Raw genomic sequence first — 23,873 nt, 5'->3', positions numbered from 1 at the left:
CGGTGGCGGCTCCGGGCGAAGTCCGGGGCCGCCACGCCGCGCGGGAGGGGAGTTTAGGACCTATCTGCCGGGTAAATGCTTCTATGATGGAAGCGTCCTCTTTCTCCGGAATGCATGAGTGAATTTCGATGGGTAACGAAAACCAGTCTTTCCTGCCGGAGCTCGGCGACCAGGAAGGCCCCCAGAAGGGGCCCAGCTGGGGCAATCCCAACTGGCCGCTGACCGATATCGGCAGCGAGGCGGACCTGACCCAGGCGATGGACCCGACCGCGATGAAGATCGCGGTCAAGCAGGCGATGGAAAAGGCCGGCAAGGCCACCGATCACGCCAGTGTCGAACAGGCGGCGCAGGACGCGATCCGCGCCATGCTGCTGATCCGCACCTTCCGCGTGCGCGGGCACCTGGCCTCCGATCTCGATCCGCTGGGCCTGTCGAAGCGCGAACTGCCCGAAGACCTGAAGCTGGAATGGCACTTCCCGGACAACGCGGACGGGCGGCAGATTTTCGTGGGCGGCAATCTCAACCTCGAATGGACCACCCCGCGCGAACTCTACGAGGTGCTCAAGGCCAATTACTGCGGCAAGGTCGGCCTCGAATACATGCACATCTCGGACGTGGAGGAACGCCGCTTCCTGCAGGACCGGATCGAGGGGCCCGAAGAGGTCATCCAGTTCACGCCCGAAGGCAAGCGCGCGATCCTTTCCGCGGTGATCCGGGGCGAGGAGTACGAGAACTTCCTCGGCAAGAAATATGTCGGCACCAAGCGCTTCGGTCTGGACGGCGGCGAAGGCATGATCCCGGCGCTGGAAGCCGTCATCAAGTATGGCGGCCAGCAAGGCGTGCGCGAGATCATCTACGGCATGGCGCACCGCGGGCGGCTCAACGTGCTCGCCAACGTGATGGCAAAGCCGTACCGCGTGATCTTCCACGAATTTTCGGGCGGCAGTGCCAATCCTGAAGACGTTGGCGGATCGGGCGATGTGAAGTATCACCTCGGCACCAGCACCGACCGCGAATTCGACGGGATCAAGGTTCACATGAGCCTGGTGCCCAACCCCAGCCACCTCGAAGCGGTCGACCCTGTCGTGCTGGGCAAGGCCCGTGCGCAGCAGGCCTTCCGCGACGACCTGAGCAAGCACGAACAGGTGCTGCCGGTGCTGATCCACGGCGACGCCGCCTTCGCAGGCCAGGGCATCGTGTGGGAGACGCTCAGCTTCTCGGGCATCCCCGGCTACAATACCGGCGGCGTGATCCACTTCATCATCAACAACCAGATCGGCTTCACCACCAGTCCCAAGTTCGCGCGCAGTTCCCCCTACCCGTCCGACGTGGCGAAGGGTGTGCAGGCGCCGATCCTGCACGTGAACGGCGACGATCCCGAAGCGGTTACCTTCGCCTGCAAGCTGGCGATCGAATACCGCCAGACCTTCGGCCGCGACATCGTGATCGACATGTGGTGCTATCGCCGCTTCGGCCACAACGAGGGCGACGAGCCCAGCTTCACCCAGCCGCAGATGTACGATGCGATCAAGCAGCATCCCAAGATCAGCGCTCTTTATTCCGATCGCCTTCTGGAAGAGGGCATCATCGACGCGGACTTCGCGGAAGGCCAGCGCAGCGAATTCATCGATCACCTCCAGGAAGAGTTCGAGGCGGGCAAGAACTACAAGCCCAACGAAGCGGACTGGTTCGGCGGTCGCTGGGCCGGGCTGAACAAGCCCGCCGACCCGGAGACCTCGCGCCGCAACGTCGAAACCGCGATCCCGAAGAAGCTGTTCGAAAGCCTCGGCCGCACGCTCACCACCGTGCCGGATGACATCACCACGCACCGCACGCTCAACCGCGTGCTCGATGCCAAGCGGCAGATGTTCGAGAGCGGCGAAGGCTTCGACTGGGCGACGGCGGAAGCGCTGGCTTTCGGCAGCCTGGTCTCCGAAGGCTATGGCGTGCGGCTGTCGGGCCAGGATTCGGGCCGCGGCACGTTCAGCCAGCGCCATGCGGTGTGGCACGACCAGAAGGACGAGGGGAAATACATCCCCCTCACCACGCTGCCCCACGGCAAGTTCGAGGTCTACGACAGCCCGCTGTCCGAATACGGCGTGCTCGGCTTCGAATACGGCTTCGCGCTCGCCGATCCAAAGACCCTGGTGCTGTGGGAAGCGCAGTTCGGCGATTTCGCCAACGGCGCGCAGATCATCATCGATCAGTTCATCGCATCCGGCGAGGTCAAGTGGCTGCGGGCCAACGGCCTCGTGATGCTGCTGCCGCACGGATACGAGGGCCAGGGGCCGGAACATAGCTCCGCGCGTCTCGAACGCTTCCTGCAGCTGTGCGCGAACGACAATATCCAGGTGTGCAACATCACCATGCCGCACAATTATTTCCACGTGCTGCGGCGGCAGATGCTGCGTCCCTTCCGCAAACCGCTCATCATCATGACGCCCAAAAGCCTGCTGCGCCATCCCATGGCCAAGAGCCCGGCCAGCCTGTTCATGGACGATGCGCAGTTCAAGCGCATCCTGTCCGACCCGGCGATGGCGCCGGACAGCGCGGACGACAAGAAGATCAGGCGCCTTGTGCTGTGTTCGGGCAAGGTCGCCTTCGACCTGATGGAAAAGCGCGAGGAAGAGGGGCTGGAGGATGTCTCCATCCTGCGGATCGAGCAGCTCTATCCCTTCCCCGGCGAGCCGCTTGCCCAGCGCATCGGCCGGATGACCAATCTGGAAAGCGTCGTCTGGTGCCAGGAAGAGCCGCGCAACAACGGCGCATGGTCCTTCGTGCACGAGAAGATCGAGGCCTCGCTGGCCAGCGCCGGCAAGGATGGCATGCGCCCCCAATATGCCGGGCGCGAGGAAGCGGCCTCCCCCGCCACCGGGCTCGCCAAGCGCCACCAGGCGCAGCAGGATGCGCTCGTCACTATCGCACTTGGCCTCGCCGACGGCGGCGAAGCCAAGCGTGCCCTGAAAAAAACCGAAAAAGCCGAAAAGAAGGTCTGACGCATCATGGCTACCGAGATCACGGTCCCCCAACTTGGTGAATCGGTCACCGAAGGCACCATCGCCGAATGGCTCAAGCAGCCCGGCGATGCCGTTGCCGTCGACGAGCCGATTGCCAGCCTCGAGACCGACAAGGTCGCCGTCGACGTGCCTTCGCCCGTCGCCGGTGTAATCGAGGAACTGCGCGCCGAAGTGGGCGACACGGTCGAAGTGGGCGCGGTGCTCGCCACCGTGGCCGAAGGCGGCGCGCCTGCGTCCAAGGGCAAGGAAGCCAACCGCGACCAGGGTGACGGCAAATCCGGCGGCGACAAGCCCGGGTCAGAGCCCGCCAAGGCAAAGGACGCCGATGCGGGTCAGGCCGCTTACGGCAATCACGACGAAGGCACCGGAGAAGGCAGCCAGACGCTTTCCCCCGCAGTGCGCCGCGCGGTGCTCGAATACGGCGTCGACCCGAGCAGCATCAAGGGCACCGGCAAGGACGGCCGCCTGACCAAGGAAGACGTGATCGCCGCGGCGAAGAACAAGGGCGATGACGCTTCGTCCTCGCCCTCGCCCGCACCCTCTGCGCCCGCGACCGTCGCCTCGGGCGAACGCCGCGAGGAACGCGTCAAGATGACGCGCATGCGCCAGACGATCGCCAAGCGGCTGAAAGGCGCGCAGGACAATGCCGCGCTGCTGACCACCTTCAACGATTGCGACATGAGCGCGGTCATCGAAACGCGCGAGAAGTACAAGGACCTGTTCGCCAAGAAGCACGACATCAAGCTCGGCTTCATGGGCTTCTTCGCCAAGGCCGCGTGCCTTGCCCTGAAGGACGTGCCCGCCGCCAATGCCTACATCGAAGGCGACGAGATCGTGTACCACGATTACGTCGACATCTCGGTCGCGGTGAGCGCGCCCAACGGCCTCGTCGTCCCGGTGATCCGCGACGCCGACAAGAAGGGCTTCGCACAGATCGAGAAGGACATTGCGGACTTCGGCGCGCGCGCCAAGGACGGCACGCTGACGATGGAAGACATGAAGGGCGGCACCTTCACCATCTCCAACGGCGGCGTGTTCGGCTCGCTGATGAGCACCCCGATCATCAACCCGCCACAGAGCGCGGTGCTGGGCCTCCACCGGATCGAGGATCGCCCCGTGGCGATCAACGGCAAGGTCGAAATCCGCCCGATGATGTATCTTGCGCTGAGCTACGACCACCGCCTTATCGACGGGCGCGAGGCCGTGACCGCACTGAAGATCATGAAGGAAGCGATCGAGGATCCGGCGCGGATGCTGATCGACCTGTAAGACTGTTTGCCGTCACCCCCGCGAAAGCGGGGGTCCCGCTTCCTATATCGGGAGCACAATGAAGAAAGCGGGAAGCCCGCTTTCGCGGGGATGACGAGAGAAGAGAATGGCTGACCACGAATACGATTACGACCTCCTTGTCATCGGTGCAGGCCCGGGCGGCTATGTCGCCGCGATCCGCGCCGCGCAGCTGGGCCTCAAGACCGCCTGCGCCGAAGGGCGCGAGACGCTGGGCGGTACGTGCCTCAACGTCGGCTGCATCCCCTCCAAGGCGATGCTGCATGCGAGCGAGTTTTTCGACGCGGCCAAGAACGGCGCGATGAAGGAACTGGGCATCGACGTGGAGCCCAAGCTCAACCTCGACCAGATGCACGCCCAGCGCCGCGATGCGGTGAAGGGCCTGACCGGCGGCATCGAAGGCCTTTTCAAGAAGAACAAGGTCGACTGGAAGAAGGGTTACGCCACCTTCCAGGATGCGCACACGGTGAAGGTGGGCGAGGAGACGGTGACCGCGAAGGACATCGTCATCGCCACCGGCTCCTCGGTCACCCCCCTGCCGGGTGTCGAGATCGACAACGACAAGGGTATCGTGGTCGATTCCACCGGCGCGCTCGAACTGCCCAAGGTGCCCAAGAAGATGGTCGTCATCGGTGGCGGCGTGATCGGCCTGGAGCTCGGCTCGGTCTGGCGCCGTCTGGGTGCGGAAGTCACCTGCGTCGAATTCCTCGACGAAATCCTGCCCGGCATGGACGGCGACATCCGCAAGGAAGCGCGCAAGATCTTCCGCAAGCAGGGGATCGAGTTCAAGCTCTCGACCAAGGTCACCGGTGTGTCCGTAAAGGGCAAGACCGCCACGCTGACGCTCGAGCCTGCCGCAGGCGGCGACGAAGAGACGATGGAAGCCGATTGCGTGCTCGTCTCGATCGGGCGCAAGCCGAACACCGACGGCCTTGGCCTCGATGCGATCGGGCTGGAAACCAACAAGCGCGGCCAGATCGAAACCGATCACGATTTCCGCACCGAGGTCGATGGCGTGTGGGCGATCGGCGACTGCATCCCCGGCCCGATGCTGGCGCACAAGGCCGAGGATGAAGGTATTGCCGTGGCGGAGAACATCGCCGGGCAGACCGGCATCGTGAACCACGCGATCATCCCGAGCGTCGTCTACACCTGGCCCGAGATCGCGGGCGTGGGCCTGACGACCGAGGAAGCCATCGAGAAGATGGGCGGCGACAAGAAGGCGGTGAAGGTCGGCAAGTTCCCGATGCTGGCCAATAGCCGCGCCCGCACCAATCACGAGGGCGATGGCTTCGTGAAGGTGATCGCCGAGGCGGAAAGCGACCGCGTGCTGGGCGTATGGGCCATCGCCGTGCCCGCAGGCACGATGATCGCCGAGGCGGCCATCGCGATGGAGTTCGGCGCAACGTCGGAAGACATCGCCTATACCTGCCACGCTCACCCCACCCATGCCGAAGCCACGAAGGAAGCGGCGATGGCGGTTCAGGGCAAGCCGATCCACTTCTGAGCCTGGAGTGGCAGGTATCATGGCGGAGCGCTGGAAAGAAAGGTTTCCCGCGCTCCTCGCCATTGCGTTGCCGGTCCTGGCAGGGCTTGCCTACATGGCCCTGCGGGGCGCGCCCCCCAGCTATCCGATCGTCAACGCGATCGCGCTGGCCCTCGCGGCCGCGCTTGTGCTGGTCGGGCTTCCCGAAGTCGGCGAACGGGCGCGCCGGATTGCGGGTGCAGGCCTGCTGGCGCTGTTTGCCCTGCCGCTGCTGACGGGGCCGGAGACCAGCGGAATAGCCCGGTGGCTGCCGCTCGGCCCGTTTATCCTCCATGCAGGAATGCTCACGATCCCCGCCCTCGGCGTGCTGGCAGCGCGCGAGAATGTGCTGGGGCCAGTTGCGCTGTTCGCCGCATTGCTGGTCGCCCTCGCCCAGCCCGATTTCGCGAGCGCCTTTGCCCTCACCGGGGCGGCAATCGGCCTCTATCAGGTGCGCGGCGACTGGCGGATCGGACTGGTCATAATCGCGGGCTTTTTCATCGCCATATCGGCCGCCTTGCGCGGCGAACTGCCGCCGGCGCCTTTTGTGGAGCGGGTGCTGCAGGATGCCACTGCGGCATCGCCTGCGATGGCCGCGATCCTCGCTCTGGCGCTGGCGGGCTCGGTGGTGGCCATGCTGTTCGGCACCGGCCTGCCCCGCACGGCGCGCTATCCGCTGGGGATGAGCCTGGTCGGCTTCCTGCTCGCCGCGCTGATCAACAATTATCCCACCCCGCTCGCCGGATATGGCGCGGCGGCGATTATCGGCTTCGCATTCGCCCACACCCTTGCCTTCGCCCTGCCCGCTGGGACACAATCGCCACCATGACACTGCCACCATTTCATCTCGCCTTCCCCGTCCACGATCTGGACGCCGCCCGCAATTTCTATGGCGCACTGCTTGGCTGCCCGGAGGGGCGATCGGACAAGGACTGGGTGGATTTCGATTTCTTCGGCCACCAGATCGTAGCCCACGTGGCCCCCGCCAGCGTTGCGGCGCGCGCCGCAGGTGAGGATCGCAATGCTGTGGACGGTGAAGCCGTGCCGGTCCCGCATTTCGGCGTCGTGCTGCCAATGGATCAATGGCAGGCGCTGGCGGACCGGCTGACCGGGGCCGGCCTGCAATTCATCATCGAACCCACAGTGCGCTTCCGCGATGCCCCGGGCGAACAGGCGACGATGTTCTTCCGCGATCCCAGTGGCAATGCGCTCGAGATCAAGGCGATGGCGGACCCGGACAAACTTTTCGCCAGCGAGTGAGGCTCGCGCCGATTGTGCGGCGGGGCCATCGTCGCTAGCAGCGCGCCATGCCCGTAGCCGAAGCTGCCGTAATCCTGACCCCCGTGCTCGACTGGCTGGACCTGTTCGGCGTGGCGCTGTTCGCGCTCTCCGGCGCGCTCATCGCTGCGCGCGAGCGGCAGACATTCGTCACCATGAGCTTCTTTGCGCTCGTCACGGGCGTAGGCGGGGGCACGGTGCGCGATATCCTGATCGATGCGCCCGTGTTCTGGGTGAAGCACCCCTGGTACGCTGCCCTGTGCATCACCATGGCCGCCATCGTGTGGAACACGCCGACGCGCTGGTGGCAGGGCAGGCTGTTCGACTACGCGGACGGGATCGGGCTGGCGGCCTATTCGGTGCTCGGCGCGGCGAAGGCCATGAGTTACGGGCTGCCGCCCGTTCCCGCCGCAATCATGGGGATCATCACCGGCATCGTCGGCGGCATTATCCGCGATGTGATCGCAGGCCGTCCGTCGATCCTCATGAAACCCGAACTCTATGTGACGGCGGCTGCCCTGTCTGCCTCGATGTGCAGTTTCGGCATGTGGCTGCTGCCCGACCGATGGGGGATCGACTGGGCTCTCTGGGCGGTGGCCGCCCTGGCGGGGCTGGCGTTGCGCAGCGCGGCGATCCGCTACAACCTCGGCCTGCCGGCCTTCCACGAACGCGGCCAGGCGAGCGAACGCGAGACCGAGATCGGCGTGGAGGCCGTGGCCGAGGCAGAAGCGGCAGACCCGGAAAGCGACGGCCTCTATTTCGAGGACGCCGTGACTGTCGACGAGAAAAACCCCGGGGTCTAGCCCGGGGTTCGGCGGCACGCCCTAGTAGGGTTCGCCTTCGTAATCGTCGCCGTAGGAACCGTCATAGGTGTCGCCGTAACCGTCTTCGCCAGGGAGCGGCCCGCCCGGATAGGCAGGCTGGGCGCTGCTGTCCGGCGAGGCGTAACCGTCCTGCGAGGAATAGCTGTCGGGCGAAGAATAGGTGCTGGCCCTCGCGCGGGCGTAGGTCTCGTCGGAATATTGCGGATCGCCATAGGTGTCGCCGCCTGACTGGTAGGTCACGCCGCTGTAGCCATAATCGACCCGCAGGACGCGGCCCGCACCATTGACCTCGCACAGGAAGCCGGAGCCGTTACTGAGAGTCCCGCTGACCGAATAGCCGCTGCGGGTGCGCCCCACATTGTCGACCGATCCGATCCGCCGGTCGCGTTCGACGCGGTTCACGCAGCTGTCGACCGCGCGGTCGAAATCGGAACTGTTCACGTAATCATCGTCATAGCGATCATTGCGGTTGCTGTTCTTGCTGGCCGCCGAGGCGATCGCGAAGATGCCACCGATGATGACGGCCCCCGCGATGATGTCGCCCGCATCGATCCGGTCACGATGGCGCCGGTGATAGCGATAGCGGCGGTACTGGGAGGCTTCGTCGCCACCATCGTTCAGGACGGTCTGCGAGACATGGGGGTAATACGCTGGCGCAGGTGCCGCACGATGCGGCAGTTCGGCTGCGGCGACAGGCGTTGCAGCCATTGCGGCCGCCGCGCAGGCGAGCGAAAATTGGGAAATCCGGCCCATGAGGTGTTCTTTCCATAAAAAGAAGCTGCACGCGAGTAGGCGGCCAGCCCTGTCATGGGGCTGAACCGCCTTCCCCTGTCGCCCCGCCGGTTTCCGGCAAGAGCGCGACGAAACCGTCGGTTAGATGCGGTTCAGGCCACGGATGCCGCGATAGTCGACATCGACGACGCGTCCGCGACGGATCTGGCAGCTGAAGCGGCCGGTGTCCCCGCGACGGTTATAGCCGCGCCGGTCGTAATCGCGGTAGCCGCGACGCTGGTCGCGATAGCCGCGTGCACCATCGACCTCGATCCGGCCGGTGATGTTCCAGCCACGGCGCGTATCGCGCACCCGGTTGATGTCGACGACATTGGCGAAGCGATAGCCTGCGCGGCGCGCCTGGTTCTCGGCAACGCGGACACACTTGTTGATCGCGCGGCGCGGATTGCCGTTGGAACGATAGTAGTTGTCGCGATAGCGGTTATCCCGATAGCGATCGCGGTCTTTGTTGGAAGCCGAGGCGATCGCGGCGATACCACCGATGATCAGCGCACCGGCGATGACTTCGCCCGCACTGATCCCGTCATTGTCGCGGTCCCTGTAGCGCTGGGCTTCGGCAGGGGCGGCGGAGGTGAAGGCCATGGCGCCGGCAGCAGCGGTGCACAGGGCGGCCTTGGTGAAGCTTTGCATGGGGGTCTCCTCACTGTGGTGCCGAGCTCCATTGCCCGAACGCCTGTTGTTCTAGGAGGAGCGCCGTGAGGTGGGACTGAATTGCGGGGAAAGCCGCCGTTCATACAAATGGCGACAAACCTGAACAAGTCGGATGTGGCGATTTAGCCCGGTTTTCCGCGCCCTGACGCCAATCGATCATGGTTCGGCCCGCCGTCAGGTGTGGCCCGGCAAGACCCACCCGACAGCCATTGTTCAGCCAGTTCCGGCCCGTTGCACTGAGCGCGCGACCCGAATCGTTAACCATCCTGATGGCCCGTTACCGCCGGTCGGACGAGCTGGCGCTGCGGGCGGCGAAACGATCGCTCCGCCGCCCGGACACCCTATTCGCTCAGATCGAGCCCGGTGAAGGCCGCGAGGAAGGCGAGGATGTCCGATGCCTCCTCGATTGCCTTGTCGGTCGGCTTGCCAGAGCCGTGGCCCGCCCGCGTCTCGATCCGGATCAGCTGCGGCCGCTCTCCCAGATCCGCCGCCTGCAGCGCGGCGGTGTATTTGAAGCTGTGACCCGGCACCACGCGGTCGTCGGTATCCGCAGTGGTGACGAGCAGCGCAGGGTAATCCTCCCCGTCGCGCACATTATGGTACGGAGAATACGCCAGCAGCGTGCGGAAATCGTCTTCCCTGTCGGGGTAGCCGTAATCGTCCACCCAGTAGCGCCCGGCGGTGAACTGGTTGAAGCGCAGCATGTCCATCACGCCGACGGCCGCGTTGCCCGCCGCGAACAGGTCCGGCCGCTGGTTGGCAACCGCGCCGACCAGCAGACCGCCGTTGGACCCACCCTGTATCGCCAGGCCATCCTCGGGCGTGATACCCTGGTCGATCAGATACTCGCCCGCGGCGATGAAATCGTCGAACACGTTCTGCTTGTTGTCGAGCCGCCCGGCGTCGTGCCAGGCCTTGCCGTATTCGCCGCCGCCACGGATGTTCGCAACGGCATAGGCACCGCCCGCTTCGATCCACGCAAGGCGCGAAGGGCTGAAGCCCGGGGTCAGGCTGACGTTGAACCCGCCATAGCCGTAGAGCAGCGTGGGTGCTGCCTCTCCGCTTTCCGCAACCTCGCGGCTGCGCACGAGGAACATCGGCACGCGCGTGCCATCCTTCGAGGTGTAGAACTTCTGTTCCACCACGAAATTGTCCGGATCGAACGCCACTTCGGGCTGCGCCCACACGGTGCTCTCTCCGCTGGCCACATCGTAGCGATAGACGGTCGTGGGCCGGTTGTAGCTGGAGAAGGCGTAGAAGGTTTCGGTCTCGTCCGGATCGCCGCCGAAGCCGCCTGCGCTGCCGATACCGGGCAGCGCGACCTCGCCCTGAGGCGTACCGTCGAGCCCGAACACCTCGATCTTGCTCTTGGCATCGACAAGGTAGCTGGCGATCAGCTTGCGACCGACCAGCGAGGCCCCGCCCAGCGTTTCCTCACGTTCGGGAATGACTGTCGTCCAACCCTGCTGGGGCGCACTGATATCGACGGAAACCACCTTCATCAGCGGCGCGCCGTCATTGGTGGTGAAGAAGAACTTCTGGCCGAGATTGCCAACGAACGTGTAGTCGTGGTCGAACCCGGGAACGAGCAGCAGCGGCTCCGCTTCGGGCCGCTCCAGATCGATCAGGTTGATCTCGTAGCGTTCATCCGTTCCGCTGGAGCTCGTCACGACAAGCCAGCGGCCATCGTCGCTCACCTGCGCGGTATGGTTGAGTTCGGGCTGGTCCGGCGTCTCGTAGATCAGGCGATCCTCGCCCTGCTCGGTGCCCAGCTTGTGGAAATAGACCTGCTGATTGGTGTTGAGCGCCTGGAAGGTCTCGCCCTCGCCGGTGGCGGGGAAGCGGCTGTAATAGAAGCCGCTGCCATCCTTCGCCCAGTCGAGGTTGGAGAACTTCACCCACTCGACCGTGTCTTCCAGCACCGCGCCCGTGGCCACATCCATCACCTTGACCGTGCGCCAGTCGCTGCCGCCATCCTGGATCGCGTAAAGCAGCTTCGAGCCGTCATCGGTGATGGCGTAGTCGGCCAGCGCGGTGGCGCCGTCGTCTGCCCACTCGTTGGGGTCGATCAGCTCGCGCGGCTCCCCATCCAGCCCGTCACGTACGTAAAGCACGCTCTGGTTCTGCAGCCCGTCATTCCGGGTGTAGAAATAGTGCCCGCCCTTGCTCGTGGGCAGGCCGAAGCGTTCGTAGTCGGTCAGCTGGGTGATGCGCTCCTTCAGCGCCTCACGGCCCGGCAGCTGGGCAAGGAAGGCGTTGGTGACGGCGTTCTGACGCTCGACCCAGTCGGCCACCTCCTCGTCCACGCGGACGTCGTTTTCGAGCCAGCGATAGGGATCGGCGACATCCACGCCGAACTGCGTGTCGACGACATCGCCGGCGCGGGTTTCGGGATATTCGGGCGCGGTAAGGTCCTGGCCCTGCGCGATCGCGGGGGCGGCACTGGCGACGAGCACGCTGGCGGCACCGGCGAGAAGGCTGTTGCGGAACATGGGAACCTCTTGTGTCTGGGGCTTGGGAAAAATCGTGCGAATATATCTAGTTCGCCGGTGGGACCGTGCAACTCACGGGATCGAGGCGAGCACGTCGCGAGTGAAGGCGACAATATCGAACCGGCTGCCAACCGGGTCTTCGCCCCGGCGCACGATCACGATATCGCGGCTGGGCACGACAACCACGAACTGGCCGCGATTGCCCATCGCCGCGATGGTATCGGCGGGAATGCCTTGATGGACGTTGAATAGCCACCACGACGCGCCGTAGCCGAAGCCGTTACCCGGTTGCGGGCCGGATGGCGTGGAAACATAATCGCGCCAGTTCTCCGGCAGCAGACGCTTGCCGTCCCGCGTCACGCCATCGTCGAGGTAGAGCTGTCCCAGCTTGGCGAGATCCTCTGCGGTTGCCCACACCTGGCTGGAAAGGATGTAGTCGGTCCCCCAGTCGGTCTCTGCGACGGTCCCGGTCATCCCGATATCGGCGAAAAGGTCCGCCGGATCGTAATCGTCGAAGGTATCCTCGATCGCCTTGACCGCCATCAGCGTGTCGTTGTTGGCGTAGCGGAACACGGTGCCCGGCGGGTGGAGCAGCGGCCAGCCAGTCGCGCTTTCTTCCACCAGCGCCCCGCCCATGTATAGCGGATCGGTGCGGTTGCCCGGCGTATCGCTGTAGCGGCCGGAGGCCATGCGCAGGAGATTGTCGATGGTGATCGAGCGGCGCGCATCCCACCGCCAGTCACCATAGGCCAGCGTATCGGTGACTTTGGCCTCGCCGCGCTGGACAGCGGCGCCGATCAGCGTGGCTGCGATGCTCTTGGCGACCGACCAGGTGCGCTGCGGCGTGTCCGGTCCGAAACCGGGGGCGTAGCGGCCCTGTCCAAGCACCCCGTTGCGGTCTTCCGCGTGGCGCACCACAACCGCCGTGGTCCTGGTGCCCTCACCGTAATCTGCGCCAAACGCGCGATCGATAACCGGATCGAGCGGACGGGGCGCGCTTTCAGTGGCGCCCCCGTGCGTTTCGACCTCCTTGACCGGGATGGTCAGGCCGCCTCCCTTGCGCACCTTGCCTGTGCCCGCTGGCCCCTCTTCGCCAGGCCGGGGCGGCACGCGCATCTCCGGCATCGGCGCATCGAGGCCGATCGGGGCGAGCCGACACCCCTGATCGTGAGAGCCCTCGGCGAAGCGTGGCGGCATGTCGTCCGCCCAGTCGACCTGCACCAGCGCCACCCGCCCCGCTGCATCGGGGAGGATCGTGTATTCGAGCTCGTCCATGATGGGCTGGATGCGCGGATAGACCCCGGTCAACTCCCACTGCTCGACGCTCTCCGGCGTGCGTTCGGCCCCGTTGCGCTGCGCATTGGCGAGCGCGCTGCACAGGAACAGCGCCTTGTAGCCCGCCGCCAGCGCGCGATCATAGCGCACATCGAACTGGTCCTGCGTGGTCGATTGTGCCGAGAGCGATGCTGGCAGGGCGAGCGCCGCGAGTGCGGCTAGGCTGGTGCGGATCATGGCGCGCGAGTGTGCCAGCTTGCGCGCAAAAGAAAAGGGCCGGAGGATCACCCCCGGCCCTTTCAATCCGTTCGAAACGCGCCTTGCGATCAGGCGTCTTCGTATTCGTCTTCGTCCGTCATCACCGGGCCGCTATCCTGACCCTTGGCGTCTTCGTCACGGTCGACGAATTCGATGATCGCCAGCTGTGCGCTGTCCGATGCGCGGTAGCCCGCCTTGATGATGCGGACATAGCCGCCCTGACGGTCGGAATAGCGCTCTGCCAGAACGTCGAACAGCTTCTTGAGCTGAGTCTCGTCCTGGAGACGGCCCATTGCGAGGCGACGGTTGGACAGCCCGCCACGCTTCGCCAGCGTCACCAGCTTTTCAACGTAGGGGCGCAGTTCCTTCGCCTTGGGAAGCGTGGTGAGGATCTGCTCGTGCTTGATGAGGGCGGCCGACATGTTGCGGAACATGGCGGTGCGGTGACCCGACTTGCGGCTCAGCTTACGCTGCGAAAGTCCGTGACGCATATTCTAGTCCTTCGTTCGTAGGGGGCCCGTATGAGGTAGCCCGATACGGGCCGGAATTTGCGGGTCCGGCCCCACCCCGTTCTTGAGCCCGCAGGCCCAATTAGCCGAGCAGCTCCTGTTCGAGCTTCTTGGCCATTTCCTCGATGTTCTCCGGCGGCCAGCCCGGGATGTCCATCCCGAGGCGCAGGCCCATGCTGGAAAGCACTTCCTTGATCTCGTTGAGCGACTTGCGGCCGAAGTTCGGCGTGCGCAGCATCTCGGCTTCGGTCTTCTGGACCAGATCGCCGATGTAGATGATGTTGTCGTTCTTGAGGCAGTTGGCCGAACGCACCGAAAGCTCCAGCTCGTCGACCTTCTTGAGAAGGTAGCGGTTGAGCTGGTTGGCATCCGATTCCTGCGGTTCTGCAGCCATCCCGATCATCGGGCTGGAAGGCTGCGGAATGCCATCTTCGAAGTGGACGAACAGGGTCAGCTGGTCCTGCAGGATGCGCGCAGCGTAGGCCACGGCGTCCTCGGGAGTGACCGTACCGTCGGTTTCGATGGTCAGGTTCAGCTTGTCGTAGTCCAGTTCCTGGCCGACACGGGCGTTCTCGACCTTGTAGCTCACCTGCTTGATCGGCGAGTAGAGCGAATCGACCGGGATCAGGCCGATCGGCGCATCCGCCGGGCGGTTCTGCACCGCGGCGACATAGCCCTTCCCGACATCCGCGGTCAGTTCCATGTTCAGCGTGGCGCCTTCGTCCAGCTGGCAGATCACCAGATCCTTGTTCATGATCTCGATATCGCCGGAAACGGCAATGTCGCCCGCCTTGACGGCGCCCGGGCCGGTCGCGGAAAGCTGCAGGCGCTTGGGGCCTTCGCCTTCCATCTTCAGCGCGATCTGCTTCACGTTGAGGACGATGTCGGTCACGTCTTCGCGCACGCCGGCAAGCGAGCTGAATTCGTGCAGGACATTCTCGATCTTGATCGAGGTGATCGCGGCACCCTGCAGGCTGGAAAGCAGGACGCGGCGCAGCGCATTGCCGAGCGTCAGGCCGAAGCCGCGCTCGAGCGGCTCGGCCACGAAGGTCGCCTTGCGCTTCTTGTCGCTGCCGGAGTCCTTGAGCTCCAGCGACGTGGGTTTCTTAAGTTCCTGCCAGTTCTTGGTGTTGACGGCCATGGATGTCCCCTAGGATTTCAAGATCGGCTGGAGCCGGGCGCTTCTTGCAGGCGGGGGAAGAAGCGCGACCGGCCCGAAAATGGGTGGCGGCGGGAAACAGTTCCCCCCGCCGGGCAGGATCAGACGCGGCGCCGTTTCGACGGGCGAACCCCGTTGTGCGGGATCGGCGTGACATCACGGATCGAGGTGATGGTGAAGCCGACCGCCTGCAGTGCACGCAGCGCGCTTTCGCGGCCCGAGCCGGGGCCCTTCACTTCGACTTCCAGCGTACGAACGCCATGTTCGGCGGCCTTCTTGCCGGCATCGTCCGCCGCGACCTGCGCGGCGTAGGGAGTCGACTTGCGGCTGCCCTTGAAGCCCATCATCCCGGCGCTGGACCAGCTGATCGCATTGCCCTGCGCATCGGTGATGGTGATCATGGTGTTGTTGAAGCTGGCGTTCACGTGCGCAACGCCGCTGGAGATGTTTTTCCGCTCGCGGCGCCTAACGCGGCCTGGTTCGCGTGCCATTGGTAGTTCCCCTTAAGGAAGAAAGACTGAAGAGAGACGAGGTAAGCGCTGGATCAGCGCTTACTTCTTCTTGCCGGCGATGGGCTTCGCCTTGCCCTTGCGGGTGCGCGCATTGGTGTGCGTGCGCTGGCCGCGAACGGGCAGACCGGCACGATGGCGCAGGCCGCGATAGGAACGAAGGTCCATCAGACGCTTGATGTTCATCGCGGTCTGGCGACGCAGGTCGCCTTCCACCGTGTGCTCTTCGTCGATCGTCTCACGGATGCGCAGGATTTCCTCGTCGGTGAGATCCTGCACGCGGGCCTTGTGATCAATGCCGAGCTTGTCGGCGATCTGAACCGCAGTCGTACGACCGATTCCGTGAATATAGGTGAGCGCAATAATTACGCGCTTGTTGGTGGGGATGTTGACCCCGGCAATACGTGCCACTTACTTCTCCATGCTCCACAGGGATCGACCGCCAGCCTTGCGGCAAGGCACCATCCCTATCTCATCGCGGTTTCATCGACCCGTCGCGGCACCACCATTGGTGACTGACGAAAACCGGCAGGCAGCGAGACCAGGCCGGTGAAACGTCATTGATGCTGGCATGCATTGGGTCGGACGAACGGCGCACATAAGCGCATGGACACGCAGCGTCAACAGCCACGCGCGAATAATCGCGCATGCCAGCGATATGGCTGCGCTTCATCATCCGACATCGGCGATTTTACCCTCCGAGACGCACGGTGTCAAAACCCGTGCGTGCCGTTTTTCCCAGTCGCCGCTCATCCGGCCCGATTCGGGACGCGGGATCCGGGCCGGTTCAGCGTCCTTCGGGAAGGCCGGTGACCGGGGTTTCCTCGCTTTCCTCGTCGGTTGGGCCGAAGGCGCTGTCGAAAGCGCTTGGCTCCTCACCCTCTTCCTCTTCGGCGATCACCCCGCCCAAAGCTTCGGCGAGCCCCAGCGCCTGCTGGCCTATCACGCCATCGACCGCCTTGGATATCTCAGCGACTTCGAAGCGCATCGTTCCTCCGACGACATATTCCCACACCATCCGGGTGCCGATGGTCTCGCCATCCTCCCCCTCGATTGCCTGCATGGTGATCGTCAGAACCCCATCGACCGGCTCGCTCTGCAGCGGGCCGAGCGCGCCGCGCATGCGCAGCACCTTGCGCGGCACCGCCTGCACCACCGTCATGTGCTGGGCGCTGCCTTCAAGCCCGGCGGTATCGCCATCGTCTTCGGCCGGAATCACCTCGCAAAAGCACGCCCCCGCCCGCGGCGTCAGCGTGAGGTTGGCGGCATCGGCGGACCAGGTGTGGCTGTCCGCCCACCAGTCGGCCGGTGCGATCAGTGCGAGCCATGCGTCCCCGGGCTGCGCCGCAATCTCCACCGCGTGGCGCGTGACGAAATGCGAATCGGAACTCTCGGTTACCTCGGCCTGCGCGGGCAGCGCGAAAGCGAGGGCTGCGCCCGCGGCCAGAGCGGCGCGGAAAAGCGATCGGGTCATGCAGTGGGTCCTCTTCATGCGCCCGCTATTCCACGGGTGCGCGCCGAAGGAAACCGCCAGCGCGTATCGTCAGCGCTCCAGCAGGGCGTCGATACTGGCCGAAACCTCTTCGATGGAGCCCATGCCATCGATCCGCGAAACAAGGCTTCGCTCATCATAGTAGGGCAGGATCGGCGCGGTTTCGGAGCGGTAGACGCTCATCCGGTGACGGACCGTTTCCTCGTTGTCGTCCGGGCGGCGCTTGAACTCGGTGCTCCCGCACTTGTCGCACTTGCCGGGCACTTCTGGCTGCTTGTGGCGGTCGTGATAGCCTTCGCCACACTTTGCACAGGTATATCGCCCGGTGATCCGGTCGACCAGCGCCTCCTCGTCCACCTTCAGTTCGATCACCCGGTCCAGCTTGCGGTCATGCTTTGCCAGCAGCACCTCGAGCTGTTCGGCCTGTTGCCGCGTGCGCGGGTAGCCATCGAAGATCGCCCCGGTGTCGTGATCCATGGCGGCGAGCTCGTCGTCGATCAGCGAGGACACGATATCGTCGGACACAAGCCCGCCTGCATCCATGATCGCCTTGGCCTGCTTGCCGACTTCGGTCTGTGCCTTGACGGCGGCGCGCAGCATGTCGCCGGTCGAAAGCTGGCGCATGCCATACTGTTCGACGAGCCGCTGGGCCTGTGTGCCCTTCCCTGCGCCGGGAGGTCCGAGAAGAATGATGTTCATAGCGCGTGTCCCCCTGAAGCCCTGGCGCGTCGCTGGCAAGGGGTACCCTCCCCTCGCCCGCGCATCGGCGTGGCGCTATCGCACCCGGCCCTTCAGCTTCGCCTTCTTGATAAGGTCCCCATACTGGTGGGCCAGCAGGTGCGACTGAATCTGGCTGATCGTATCGACCGTGACGTTCACGACGATCAGCAGACTGGTACCGCCCAGGAACAGGGGAATCCCCGTCTGCGCGATCATGTATTCGGGCAGCACGCAGACCAGCGTGAGGTAGGCGGCGCCCACCACGGTGATACGCGTAAGCACGTAGTCGAGATATTCCGAGGTGCGCTTGCCGGGGCGGATGCCGGGGATGAACCCGCCATTTTTCTTGAGGTTTTCCGCAGTCTCTTCCGGGTTGAACACAACCGCGGTGTAGAAGAAGCAGAAGAACACGATCAGCGCGGCATACAGCAGCATGTAGATCGGCTGCCCGTGCTGGAGGTAGAAGTTCAGCGTGTTGATCGTGCTGCCCAGCGTGCTGTCCGGATCGACCGAATTGCCTGCGAACTGGCTGATCGTAAGCGGCAGCAGCAGCAGCGAACTCGCGAAGATCGGCGGGATCACGCCCGAAGTGTTGATCTTGAGCGGCAGGTGGCTGCGGTCCGCCTGCATCATGCCGCGCTGCGTCGCGCGCTTGGGATACTGAATCAGCAGGCGGCGCTGCGCGCGCTCCATGAAGCTGATGAACAGGATAAGCCCGACGATCATCACGATGAAGCCGATGATGATGCCCGGGCCGATCGCTCCGGTGCGTCCGCCTTCGAACATGTTGCTCGCAAAGCTGGGGAACTGGGCGACGATGCCGGCCATGATGATCAGCGAGACGCCGTTGCCGATCCCGCGCGCGGTGATCTGTTCACCGATCCACAGCAGCAGCATGGTGCCGCCGACCAGGCTGACGACCGCGCCGATGCGGAACATGATGCCCGGGTCGACGACCGCCTGCAGACCGCTCTGCGCGCCGTAGCTTTCAAGCCCGGTGGCGAGGAAGTAGCCCTGGATCACGCACAGGAACACGGTGCCGTAGCGGGTGTACTGGTTGAGCTTCTGGCGCCCGGTCGCGCCTTCCTTCTTCAGCGCCATCAGCGTCGGGTGCAGGGCGGAGGCCATCTGCACCACGATGGAGGCGGTGATGTAGGGCATCACACCGAGCGCGATGAGGCTCATCCGCTCCAGGCTGCCGCCCGAGAAGGTGTTGAACAGGTCCAGCACGCCGCCGCGCGTCTGGTCGTACAGGTCGCCCAGGATCTGCGGGTTGACGCCCGGCAGCGGAACGAAGCTGAGGAAGCGGAACACGATCAGCGCAATGATCGTGAACCAGATCCGCTGGCGCAGCTCGGTCGCCTTGGAGAAGTTCGCCAAGCTGAGGTTGGACGCGAGATTATCGGCGCGTGATGCCATGGGGAATTATCGATCCTGCATTTGTCGGCGGCCCGCGGCCGCCCCCGTCGCGCAGTAGATAGGATGCGGGTCGGCCCTTGTCGAACCCCCCGCATCCAAATGCGTGTCAGTCGGCCTTTTCGTCGGCCTTGGCAGGCTTCTTCGGCGCAAGGACTTCCACCTTGCCGCCGGCCTTCTCGACCGCTTCGATGGCGCCCTTGCTGGCGCCGGCAACCTTGAAGGTCGCCTTGGTGGTCAGCTCGCCCTTGGCCAGCAGACGCACGCCGTCCTTGCCGCCACGCGCGAGGCCCGCGGCCTTGAGCGCTGCGTGGTCGATGTTCTTCTTGGCATCGAGCTTCTTGGCGTCGATGAACTTCTGCACCATGCCGATGTTCACTTCGGCATAGTCCTTGGCGAAGGGATTGTTGAAGCCGCGCTTCGGGATCCGCATGTGCAGCGGCATCTGGCCGCCTTCGAAGCCCTTGATGGCAACGCCTTCACGGCTCTTCTGGCCCTTCTGGCCGCGTGCCGCGGTCTTGCCCTTGCCCGAACCGATGCCCCGGCCCACGCGCATCTTGCGGTGACGGGCGCCTTCGTTGTCGCGGATATCGTTCAGTTTAAATGCCATGGTGCACTCGCTTTCGCTTTTCTTCGCGCTGATAAAAATGGAAGCGGCCCGCTACTATGAGCGGGCCGCCGCCGTCAATTGTTGTTGCAGAGGGACTTAGCCCTCCACCACCTCGACCATGTGCGGCAGCTTTGCGATCGCGCCGCGCACTTCGGGGGTATCTTCCAGTTCGACCACCCGGTGCATCTTGCCCAGGCCCAGGCCGACGAGGATCTTCTTCTGCGATTCGGGGCGCCGGATGGGCGAACCGATCTGCTTGAGCTTGATCTTGGCCATCGGTGATTACTCCACTACCGCCGCGGCATCCGCCTCGGCTTCGGCTTCACTCGCGCCCGGATTGCCACGTGCGAGCAGATCGGCAACCTTCTTGCCCCGACGCTGAGCCACCGACTTGGGCGAGCTCTGGTTCTGGAGCGCGGCGAAGGTCGCGCGGATCATGTTGTAGGGGTTCGACGTACCGACCGACTTGGTCACGACGTCGGACACGCCCAGGCTTTCGAACACGGCGCGCATCGGACCACCGGCGATGATGCCGGTACCCGGAGGCGCGGTACGCACGGTCACCTTGCCGGCACCGAAACGGCCCTTGCCGTCGTGGTGCAGCGTGCGGCCTTCCTTCAGCGCAACGCGGATCATCTGCTTGCGTGCAGCGGCCGAAGCCTTGCTGATCGCCTCGGGCACTTCGCGGGCCTTGCCGTGGCCGAAGCCAACGCGGCCCTGGCCGTCACCAACCACCACGAGAGCGGCGAAACCGAAGCGCTTACCGCCCTTCACCGTCTTCGAAACGCGGTTGATGTGCACCAGCTTCTCGATGATGCCGTCGTCTTCTTCCTCGCGCTTGCCACGACGATCATCGCGACCACGGCCACGGCCGCGTCCACCACGATCACCGCCACCGCGATTGTCCCGGCCACCACGGCCCTGACGCTCGCGCGGCTGGCCTTCGGCACCCTGCGCGGGGCTCTGGTTGTCGGCCGCTTCGGAAGGCGTGTCGGCGATTGCCGGTTCTTCCTTCGTCACCGCGTGCTCGGTTTCCGCTTCGGCAACACCGGATTCGGCCTTCGCCTTGGCGACCTCGGGCGTTTCGGGAACGCCGGGCGCCTGCTCGGGCGTCTGTTCGGTGTTTTCGTTCTTTTCGTCAGCCATCATCAGAACTCCAGCCCGCCTTCGCGGGCGGCATCGGCCAGCGCCTTCACGCGGCCATGAAACAGGAACCCGCCGCGGTCGAACACGACATTGGTCACACCCGCCTTCTTGGCGGCGTCGGCGATGTTCGAGCCGACCGTCTTGGCGGCGTCGATATTCGCGGTCGTGCCCTTCACGCCCAGCGTCGATGCGCTGGCGAGCGTCTTGCCCGCCGCATCGTCGATGATCTGTGCGTAGATGTGCTTGCCCGTGCGGTGGACCGACAGGCGCGGCTTGCCACCGGCATTCTTGCGCAGCGCAGTGCGGACGCGCTGGCGGCGGCGTTCAAAGAGAGAAAGCTTTGCCATCTTACTTCTTCTTCCCTTCCTTGCGGAAGATGTACTCGCCCTGGTACTTGATACCCTTGCCCTTGTAGGGTTCGGGCTTGCGCCAGCGGCGGATTTCGGCGGCGAACTGGCCAACGGACTGCTTGTCGATACCGCTGATGATGACCGTGGTCTGATCGGGCGTTTCCACCTTCAGGCCTTCGGGCACATCGAGATCGACATCATGCGAATAGCCGAGCTGAAGCTTCAGCTTCTTGCCCTGTGCCTGCGCACGATAACCGACACCGGAAATCTGCAGCGTCTTGGAAAAGCCTTCCGTCACGCCTTCGACCAGGTTGGACACCATCGTGCGCTGCATGCCCCAGTGGCTGCGCGCAGGCTTGGTGTCGTTGACCGGGTCGACCGCGATCTGGCCGTCTTCCAGCTTGTAGGACACGAGATCGGACAGACCCATGGTGAGAGTGCCCTTGGGGCCCTTCACCGACAGGATGCCGTTATCGATCTTGGCCTCGACCCCGCTCGGGATCGCGACCGGACGTTTGCCGATGCGACTCATCAGAACACCTCCGCCAGCACTTCGCCGCCGACGTTCTGGCTGCGCGCTTCGGCATCCGAGAGCACGCCGCGCGGCGTCGAGACGATGGTGATGCCAAGGCCGTTGCGCACCGTCGGCAGCTCGCGGCTGGCCGAATAGATGCGCCGTCCCGGCTTGGACACGCGGGCGACATGCTTGATCGCAGGTTCGCCTTCGAAATATTTCAGTTCGATCCGCAGCGCCTTGTGCTTGCCGCTCTCGTCTTCGCTGTAGCCACGGATGTAGCCTTCGCGCTGAAGCACTTCGAGAACGTTTGCACGCAGCTTGGAGGCAGGGCTGAGGACGGAGTCCTTCTTCGCCTGCTGGCCGTTGCGGATACGGGTGAGCATATCACCCAGGGGATCGGTCATCGCCATGGTCTAATCCTCACCAGCTCGACTTGGTCAGGCCGGGAATCAGGCCCTTGTTGCCCAGATTCCGCAGCTCGATGCGGTTGATGCCGAACTTGCGGTAGTAGCCGCGCGGGCGGCCCGTGGTGGAACAGCGGTTGCGCACCCGGGTCGGGTTCGCGTTGCGCGGAATTTCAGCCATCTTGAGGCGCGCGATCAGACGCTCGCTTTCGTCGAGCGACGTATCGTCGGCAATCGCCTTCAGCTTCGCGTACTTGTCCGCGTACTTCTTGACGAGAGCCTTGCGCTTCTCGTTCTTGTTGATGGAACTCAGTTTCGCCATTGGACTTAAGCTCTCTTCGTTTCTTGCGTCATCGGGAAACGGCTCACGCCGCTTCCTTCTCTTCGTCGACCTTTGCTTCGGCCGGGAACGGGAAACCGAACAGGCGCAGCAGTTCGCGTGCTTCCTCGTCGGTCTTCGCGGTGGTGGTCACGATGATATCCATGCCCCGGACCTTCTCGATCTGGTCGTAGGAAATCTCGGGGAAGATGATCTGCTCCTTCAGACCCATGGCGTAGTTGCCACGGCCATCGAAGCTCTTCGGGTTGAGACCACGGAAGTCGCGGATGCGCGGCATCGCGACCGTCACCAGACGATCGAGGAATTCGTACATCCGGTCACGCCGCAGCGTCACCTTGCAGCCGATCGGCATGCCTTCACGCAGCTTGAACTGCGCGATGGACTTCTTGGCCTTGGTGATGACGGGCTTCTGGCCCGCGATCAGCGCCATTTCCTCGGCTGCGGTCTGAACCTTCTTCTTGTCCTGGCTCGCCTCGCCAACGCCCATGTTGAGCGTGATCTTTTCGAGCCGGGGCACTTCGAGACGGTTCTTGTAGCCGAACTTCTCGGTCATCGCCTTGACGATCTGCTCGTCGTAGCGGGCCTTCATGCGGGGGGTATAATCAGCCATCGATTGTCTCTCCGGACTTGACCGCAACGCGCACCTTCTTGCCGTCGCGTTCTTCGATACGCACGCGGGTCGGCGCGCCGTCCTTGGGGTCGGCAACCGCCACCTTGGCGATGTGCATCGGCGCTTCGTAGCGATCGATGCCGCCCTGCGGGTTCGCTTGCGAGGGCTTGCGGTGACGGGCGATCATGTTGACGCCTTCCACCACGACCTTGCCGTCCTTCGGCAGGACCTTGGCGACCGTACCGGTCTTGCCCTTGTCCTTGCCCGAAAGCACGACGACATTGTCGCCCTTCTTGATCTTCGCCATGCCCATTACAGCACCTCCGGTGCGAGCGAGATGATCTTCATGAAGCCGCGGCCGCGCAGTTCGCGCACCACCGGGCCGAAGATACGGGTGCCGATCGGCTCTTCGCTCTTGTTCACGAGTACGGCCGCGTTGGAATCGAAGCGGATCACGCTGCCATCGGGGCGGCGGACATCCTTCTTCGTGCGTACGATCACCGCGCGGTGAACGTCGCCCTTCTTCACTTTGGCACGCGGCTGGGCTTCCTTCACGGAAACCACGATCACGTCCCCGACACTCGCGAAACGGCGCTTGGAGCCGCCCAGCACCTTGATGCACTGGACGCGCTTTGCGCCGCTGTTATCCGCGACGTCGAGATTGGACTGCATCTGGATCATCGATCCGGTTC

The 23,873-nt window shown here is 64.4% G+C and carries 27 protein-coding genes; 6 read left to right on the top strand and 21 right to left on the bottom strand.

The window, feature by feature from the left end:
* The first annotated feature begins 128 nt into the window (after nt 1-128).
* From ADAD_RS0106290 to ADAD_RS0106265, 6 genes are all read left to right on the top strand, one after another.
* On the top strand, nt 129-2,996 hold the full coding sequence (locus tag ADAD_RS0106290) for a 2-oxoglutarate dehydrogenase E1 component (protein ID WP_010411218.1): 2,868 nt from the start codon (nt 129-131) through the stop codon (nt 2,994-2,996).
* Between the two features lie 6 nt (nt 2,997-3,002).
* A complete protein-coding gene (gene odhB / locus ADAD_RS0106285; protein ID WP_010411214.1) occupies nt 3,003-4,286 on the top strand; it encodes a 2-oxoglutarate dehydrogenase complex dihydrolipoyllysine-residue succinyltransferase in 1,284 nt (427 codons plus the stop codon).
* Nucleotides 4,287-4,392: 106 nt separating this feature from the next.
* Complete coding sequence (gene lpdA, locus ADAD_RS0106280) at nt 4,393-5,811, top strand: dihydrolipoyl dehydrogenase (RefSeq protein WP_010411211.1); 1,419 nt, start codon at nt 4,393-4,395, stop codon at nt 5,809-5,811.
* 7 nt (nt 5,812-5,818) lie between these two features.
* Nucleotides 5,819-6,658 carry a hypothetical protein gene (locus tag ADAD_RS0106275; RefSeq protein ID WP_010411207.1) on the top strand — a complete coding sequence of 280 codons (840 nt, stop codon included), beginning with the start codon at nt 5,819-5,821 and terminating at the stop codon, nt 6,656-6,658.
* Nucleotides 6,655-7,089, top strand: a complete 435-nt coding sequence (locus ADAD_RS0106270; RefSeq protein ID WP_010411205.1) for a VOC family protein — start codon at nt 6,655-6,657, stop codon at nt 7,087-7,089. The genes ADAD_RS0106275 and ADAD_RS0106270 overlap by 4 nt, the downstream gene beginning before the upstream one ends.
* A gap of 47 nt (nt 7,090-7,136) precedes the next feature.
* Complete coding sequence (locus ADAD_RS0106265) at nt 7,137-7,910, top strand: TRIC cation channel family protein (RefSeq protein WP_010411202.1); 774 nt, start codon at nt 7,137-7,139, stop codon at nt 7,908-7,910.
* A 21-nt stretch (nt 7,911-7,931) separates the two neighbouring features.
* On the opposite strand, the gene ADAD_RS0106260 is transcribed toward ADAD_RS0106265, so the two are convergent.
* From ADAD_RS0106260 to rplN, 21 genes are all read right to left on the bottom strand, one after another.
* Nucleotides 7,932-8,639 (bottom strand): hypothetical protein, encoded by a 708-nt coding sequence (locus tag ADAD_RS0106260; protein ID WP_237700783.1) that lies wholly within the window; start codon nt 8,637-8,639, stop codon nt 7,932-7,934.
* A gap of 165 nt (nt 8,640-8,804) precedes the next feature.
* Complete coding sequence (locus ADAD_RS0106255) at nt 8,805-9,353, bottom strand: hypothetical protein (protein ID WP_010411196.1); 549 nt, start codon at nt 9,351-9,353, stop codon at nt 8,805-8,807.
* 362 nt (nt 9,354-9,715) lie between these two features.
* Nucleotides 9,716-11,866: a prolyl oligopeptidase family serine peptidase gene (locus ADAD_RS0106250; RefSeq protein WP_010411193.1), complete on the bottom strand. Its 2,151-nt coding sequence runs from the start codon at nt 11,864-11,866 to the stop codon at nt 9,716-9,718.
* A 72-nt stretch (nt 11,867-11,938) separates the two neighbouring features.
* A complete protein-coding gene (locus ADAD_RS0106245) occupies nt 11,939-13,378 on the bottom strand; it encodes a serine hydrolase domain-containing protein (RefSeq protein ID WP_029139949.1) in 1,440 nt (479 codons plus the stop codon).
* 89 nt (nt 13,379-13,467) lie between these two features.
* Nucleotides 13,468-13,890 carry a 50S ribosomal protein L17 gene (rplQ, locus tag ADAD_RS0106240; protein ID WP_010411186.1) on the bottom strand — a complete coding sequence of 141 codons (423 nt, stop codon included), beginning with the start codon at nt 13,888-13,890 and terminating at the stop codon, nt 13,468-13,470.
* A 100-nt stretch (nt 13,891-13,990) separates the two neighbouring features.
* A complete protein-coding gene (locus ADAD_RS0106235; RefSeq protein ID WP_010411184.1) occupies nt 13,991-15,049 on the bottom strand; it encodes a DNA-directed RNA polymerase subunit alpha in 1,059 nt (352 codons plus the stop codon).
* Between the two features lie 119 nt (nt 15,050-15,168).
* Entirely contained in the window at nt 15,169-15,558 is a 390-nt protein-coding gene (gene rpsK, locus ADAD_RS0106230) for a 30S ribosomal protein S11 (protein WP_010411181.1), read from the bottom strand.
* A gap of 60 nt (nt 15,559-15,618) precedes the next feature.
* Entirely contained in the window at nt 15,619-15,987 is a 369-nt protein-coding gene (rpsM, locus tag ADAD_RS0106225) for a 30S ribosomal protein S13 (RefSeq protein ID WP_010411178.1), read from the bottom strand.
* Nucleotides 15,988-16,363: 376 nt separating this feature from the next.
* A complete protein-coding gene (locus ADAD_RS0106220) occupies nt 16,364-17,050 on the bottom strand; it encodes a hypothetical protein (protein ID WP_010411175.1) in 687 nt (228 codons plus the stop codon).
* Between the two features lie 69 nt (nt 17,051-17,119).
* On the bottom strand, nt 17,120-17,767 hold the full coding sequence (locus tag ADAD_RS0106215; protein ID WP_010411172.1) for an adenylate kinase: 648 nt from the start codon (nt 17,765-17,767) through the stop codon (nt 17,120-17,122).
* A 75-nt stretch (nt 17,768-17,842) separates the two neighbouring features.
* A complete protein-coding gene (gene secY / locus ADAD_RS0106210) occupies nt 17,843-19,207 on the bottom strand; it encodes a preprotein translocase subunit SecY (protein ID WP_010411170.1) in 1,365 nt (454 codons plus the stop codon).
* Between the two features lie 106 nt (nt 19,208-19,313).
* Nucleotides 19,314-19,814 (bottom strand): 50S ribosomal protein L15, encoded by a 501-nt coding sequence (rplO, locus tag ADAD_RS0106205; protein WP_010411166.1) that lies wholly within the window; start codon nt 19,812-19,814, stop codon nt 19,314-19,316.
* A gap of 96 nt (nt 19,815-19,910) precedes the next feature.
* A complete protein-coding gene (gene rpmD / locus ADAD_RS0106200; protein ID WP_010411163.1) occupies nt 19,911-20,090 on the bottom strand; it encodes a 50S ribosomal protein L30 in 180 nt (59 codons plus the stop codon).
* A 6-nt stretch (nt 20,091-20,096) separates the two neighbouring features.
* The gene (gene rpsE / locus ADAD_RS0106195) at nt 20,097-20,963 is read right to left on the bottom strand and encodes a 30S ribosomal protein S5 (protein ID WP_010411161.1); all 867 of its coding nucleotides are present in this window, start codon (nt 20,961-20,963) and stop codon (nt 20,097-20,099) included.
* Nucleotides 20,963-21,307: a 50S ribosomal protein L18 gene (gene rplR, locus ADAD_RS0106190; RefSeq protein ID WP_010411158.1), complete on the bottom strand. Its 345-nt coding sequence runs from the start codon at nt 21,305-21,307 to the stop codon at nt 20,963-20,965. Before rplR ends, rpsE begins: the two co-directional genes overlap by 1 nt.
* A gap of 1 nt (nt 21,308) precedes the next feature.
* The gene (gene rplF, locus ADAD_RS0106185; RefSeq protein ID WP_010411148.1) at nt 21,309-21,842 is read right to left on the bottom strand and encodes a 50S ribosomal protein L6; all 534 of its coding nucleotides are present in this window, start codon (nt 21,840-21,842) and stop codon (nt 21,309-21,311) included.
* Nucleotides 21,842-22,237, bottom strand: a complete 396-nt coding sequence (gene rpsH / locus ADAD_RS0106180; protein WP_010411147.1) for a 30S ribosomal protein S8 — start codon at nt 22,235-22,237, stop codon at nt 21,842-21,844. The genes rplF and rpsH overlap by 1 nt, the downstream gene beginning before the upstream one ends.
* A gap of 10 nt (nt 22,238-22,247) precedes the next feature.
* Nucleotides 22,248-22,553: a 30S ribosomal protein S14 gene (gene rpsN, locus ADAD_RS0106175; RefSeq protein ID WP_010411145.1), complete on the bottom strand. Its 306-nt coding sequence runs from the start codon at nt 22,551-22,553 to the stop codon at nt 22,248-22,250.
* A gap of 43 nt (nt 22,554-22,596) precedes the next feature.
* On the bottom strand, nt 22,597-23,181 hold the full coding sequence (rplE, locus tag ADAD_RS0106170; RefSeq protein ID WP_010411143.1) for a 50S ribosomal protein L5: 585 nt from the start codon (nt 23,179-23,181) through the stop codon (nt 22,597-22,599).
* Nucleotides 23,174-23,494, bottom strand: a complete 321-nt coding sequence (rplX, locus tag ADAD_RS0106165) for a 50S ribosomal protein L24 (RefSeq protein ID WP_029139948.1) — start codon at nt 23,492-23,494, stop codon at nt 23,174-23,176. The genes rplE and rplX overlap by 8 nt, the downstream gene beginning before the upstream one ends.
* The gene (gene rplN / locus ADAD_RS0106160) at nt 23,494-23,862 is read right to left on the bottom strand and encodes a 50S ribosomal protein L14 (protein ID WP_010411138.1); all 369 of its coding nucleotides are present in this window, start codon (nt 23,860-23,862) and stop codon (nt 23,494-23,496) included. Before rplN ends, rplX begins: the two co-directional genes overlap by 1 nt.
* Between the last annotated feature and the right edge of the window lie 11 nt (nt 23,863-23,873).

The sequence above is a fragment of the Citromicrobium sp. JLT1363 genome, from assembly GCF_000186705.1.
GTDB lineage: Bacteria > Pseudomonadota > Alphaproteobacteria > Sphingomonadales > Sphingomonadaceae > Alteriqipengyuania.
The sequence above is the reverse complement of the archived record's forward strand: the minus strand, read 5'-3'. Positions and strand labels throughout refer to the sequence as shown.

Bases quoted from the DNA above. Each gene is read 5' to 3' on its own strand.
- rpsE (WP_010411161.1), bottom strand. From the start codon at position 20,963: ATGATGGCTGACGAAAAGAACGAAAACACCGAACAGACGCCCGAGCAG.
- rplE (WP_010411143.1), bottom strand. From the start codon at position 23,181: ATGGCTGATTATACCCCCCGCATGAAGGCCCGCTACGACGAGCAGATC.
- ADAD_RS0106215 (WP_010411172.1), bottom strand. From the start codon at position 17,767: ATGAACATCATTCTTCTCGGACCTCCCGGCGCAGGGAAGGGCACACAG.
- rpmD (WP_010411163.1), bottom strand. From the start codon at position 20,090: ATGGCCAAGATCAAGCTCAAGCAGATCGGTTCGCCCATCCGGCGCCCC.
- ADAD_RS0106235 (WP_010411184.1), bottom strand. From the start codon at position 15,049: ATGGCCGTCAACACCAAGAACTGGCAGGAACTTAAGAAACCCACGTCG.
- ADAD_RS0106255 (WP_010411196.1), bottom strand. From the start codon at position 9,353: ATGCAAAGCTTCACCAAGGCCGCCCTGTGCACCGCTGCTGCCGGCGCC.
- rpsH (WP_010411147.1), bottom strand. From the start codon at position 22,237: ATGGCGATGACCGATCCCCTGGGTGATATGCTCACCCGTATCCGCAAC.
- secY (WP_010411170.1), bottom strand. From the start codon at position 19,207: ATGGCATCACGCGCCGATAATCTCGCGTCCAACCTCAGCTTGGCGAAC.
- ADAD_RS0106250 (WP_010411193.1), bottom strand. From the start codon at position 11,866: ATGTTCCGCAACAGCCTTCTCGCCGGTGCCGCCAGCGTGCTCGTCGCC.
- rpsK (WP_010411181.1), bottom strand. From the start codon at position 15,558: ATGGCACGCGAACCAGGCCGCGTTAGGCGCCGCGAGCGGAAAAACATC.
- ADAD_RS0106245 (WP_029139949.1), bottom strand. From the start codon at position 13,378: ATGATCCGCACCAGCCTAGCCGCACTCGCGGCGCTCGCCCTGCCAGCA.
- ADAD_RS0106260 (WP_237700783.1), bottom strand. From the start codon at position 8,639: ATGGCTGCAACGCCTGTCGCCGCAGCCGAACTGCCGCATCGTGCGGCA.
- rplF (WP_010411148.1), bottom strand. From the start codon at position 21,842: ATGAGTCGCATCGGCAAACGTCCGGTCGCGATCCCGAGCGGGGTCGAG.
- rpsN (WP_010411145.1), bottom strand. From the start codon at position 22,553: ATGGCGAAACTGAGTTCCATCAACAAGAACGAGAAGCGCAAGGCTCTC.
- lpdA (WP_010411211.1), top strand. From the start codon at position 4,393: ATGGCTGACCACGAATACGATTACGACCTCCTTGTCATCGGTGCAGGC.
- rplN (WP_010411138.1), bottom strand. From the start codon at position 23,862: ATGATCCAGATGCAGTCCAATCTCGACGTCGCGGATAACAGCGGCGCA.
- rplQ (WP_010411186.1), bottom strand. From the start codon at position 13,890: ATGCGTCACGGACTTTCGCAGCGTAAGCTGAGCCGCAAGTCGGGTCAC.
- rplX (WP_029139948.1), bottom strand. From the start codon at position 23,494: ATGGGCATGGCGAAGATCAAGAAGGGCGACAATGTCGTCGTGCTTTCG.
- odhB (WP_010411214.1), top strand. From the start codon at position 3,003: ATGGCTACCGAGATCACGGTCCCCCAACTTGGTGAATCGGTCACCGAA.
- rplO (WP_010411166.1), bottom strand. From the start codon at position 19,814: ATGGCATTTAAACTGAACGATATCCGCGACAACGAAGGCGCCCGTCAC.
- ADAD_RS0106290 (WP_010411218.1), top strand. From the start codon at position 129: ATGGGTAACGAAAACCAGTCTTTCCTGCCGGAGCTCGGCGACCAGGAA.
- ADAD_RS0106265 (WP_010411202.1), top strand. From the start codon at position 7,137: ATGCCCGTAGCCGAAGCTGCCGTAATCCTGACCCCCGTGCTCGACTGG.
- ADAD_RS0106270 (WP_010411205.1), top strand. From the start codon at position 6,655: ATGACACTGCCACCATTTCATCTCGCCTTCCCCGTCCACGATCTGGAC.
- ADAD_RS0106220 (WP_010411175.1), bottom strand. From the start codon at position 17,050: ATGACCCGATCGCTTTTCCGCGCCGCTCTGGCCGCGGGCGCAGCCCTC.
- rplR (WP_010411158.1), bottom strand. From the start codon at position 21,307: ATGGCAAAGCTTTCTCTCTTTGAACGCCGCCGCCAGCGCGTCCGCACT.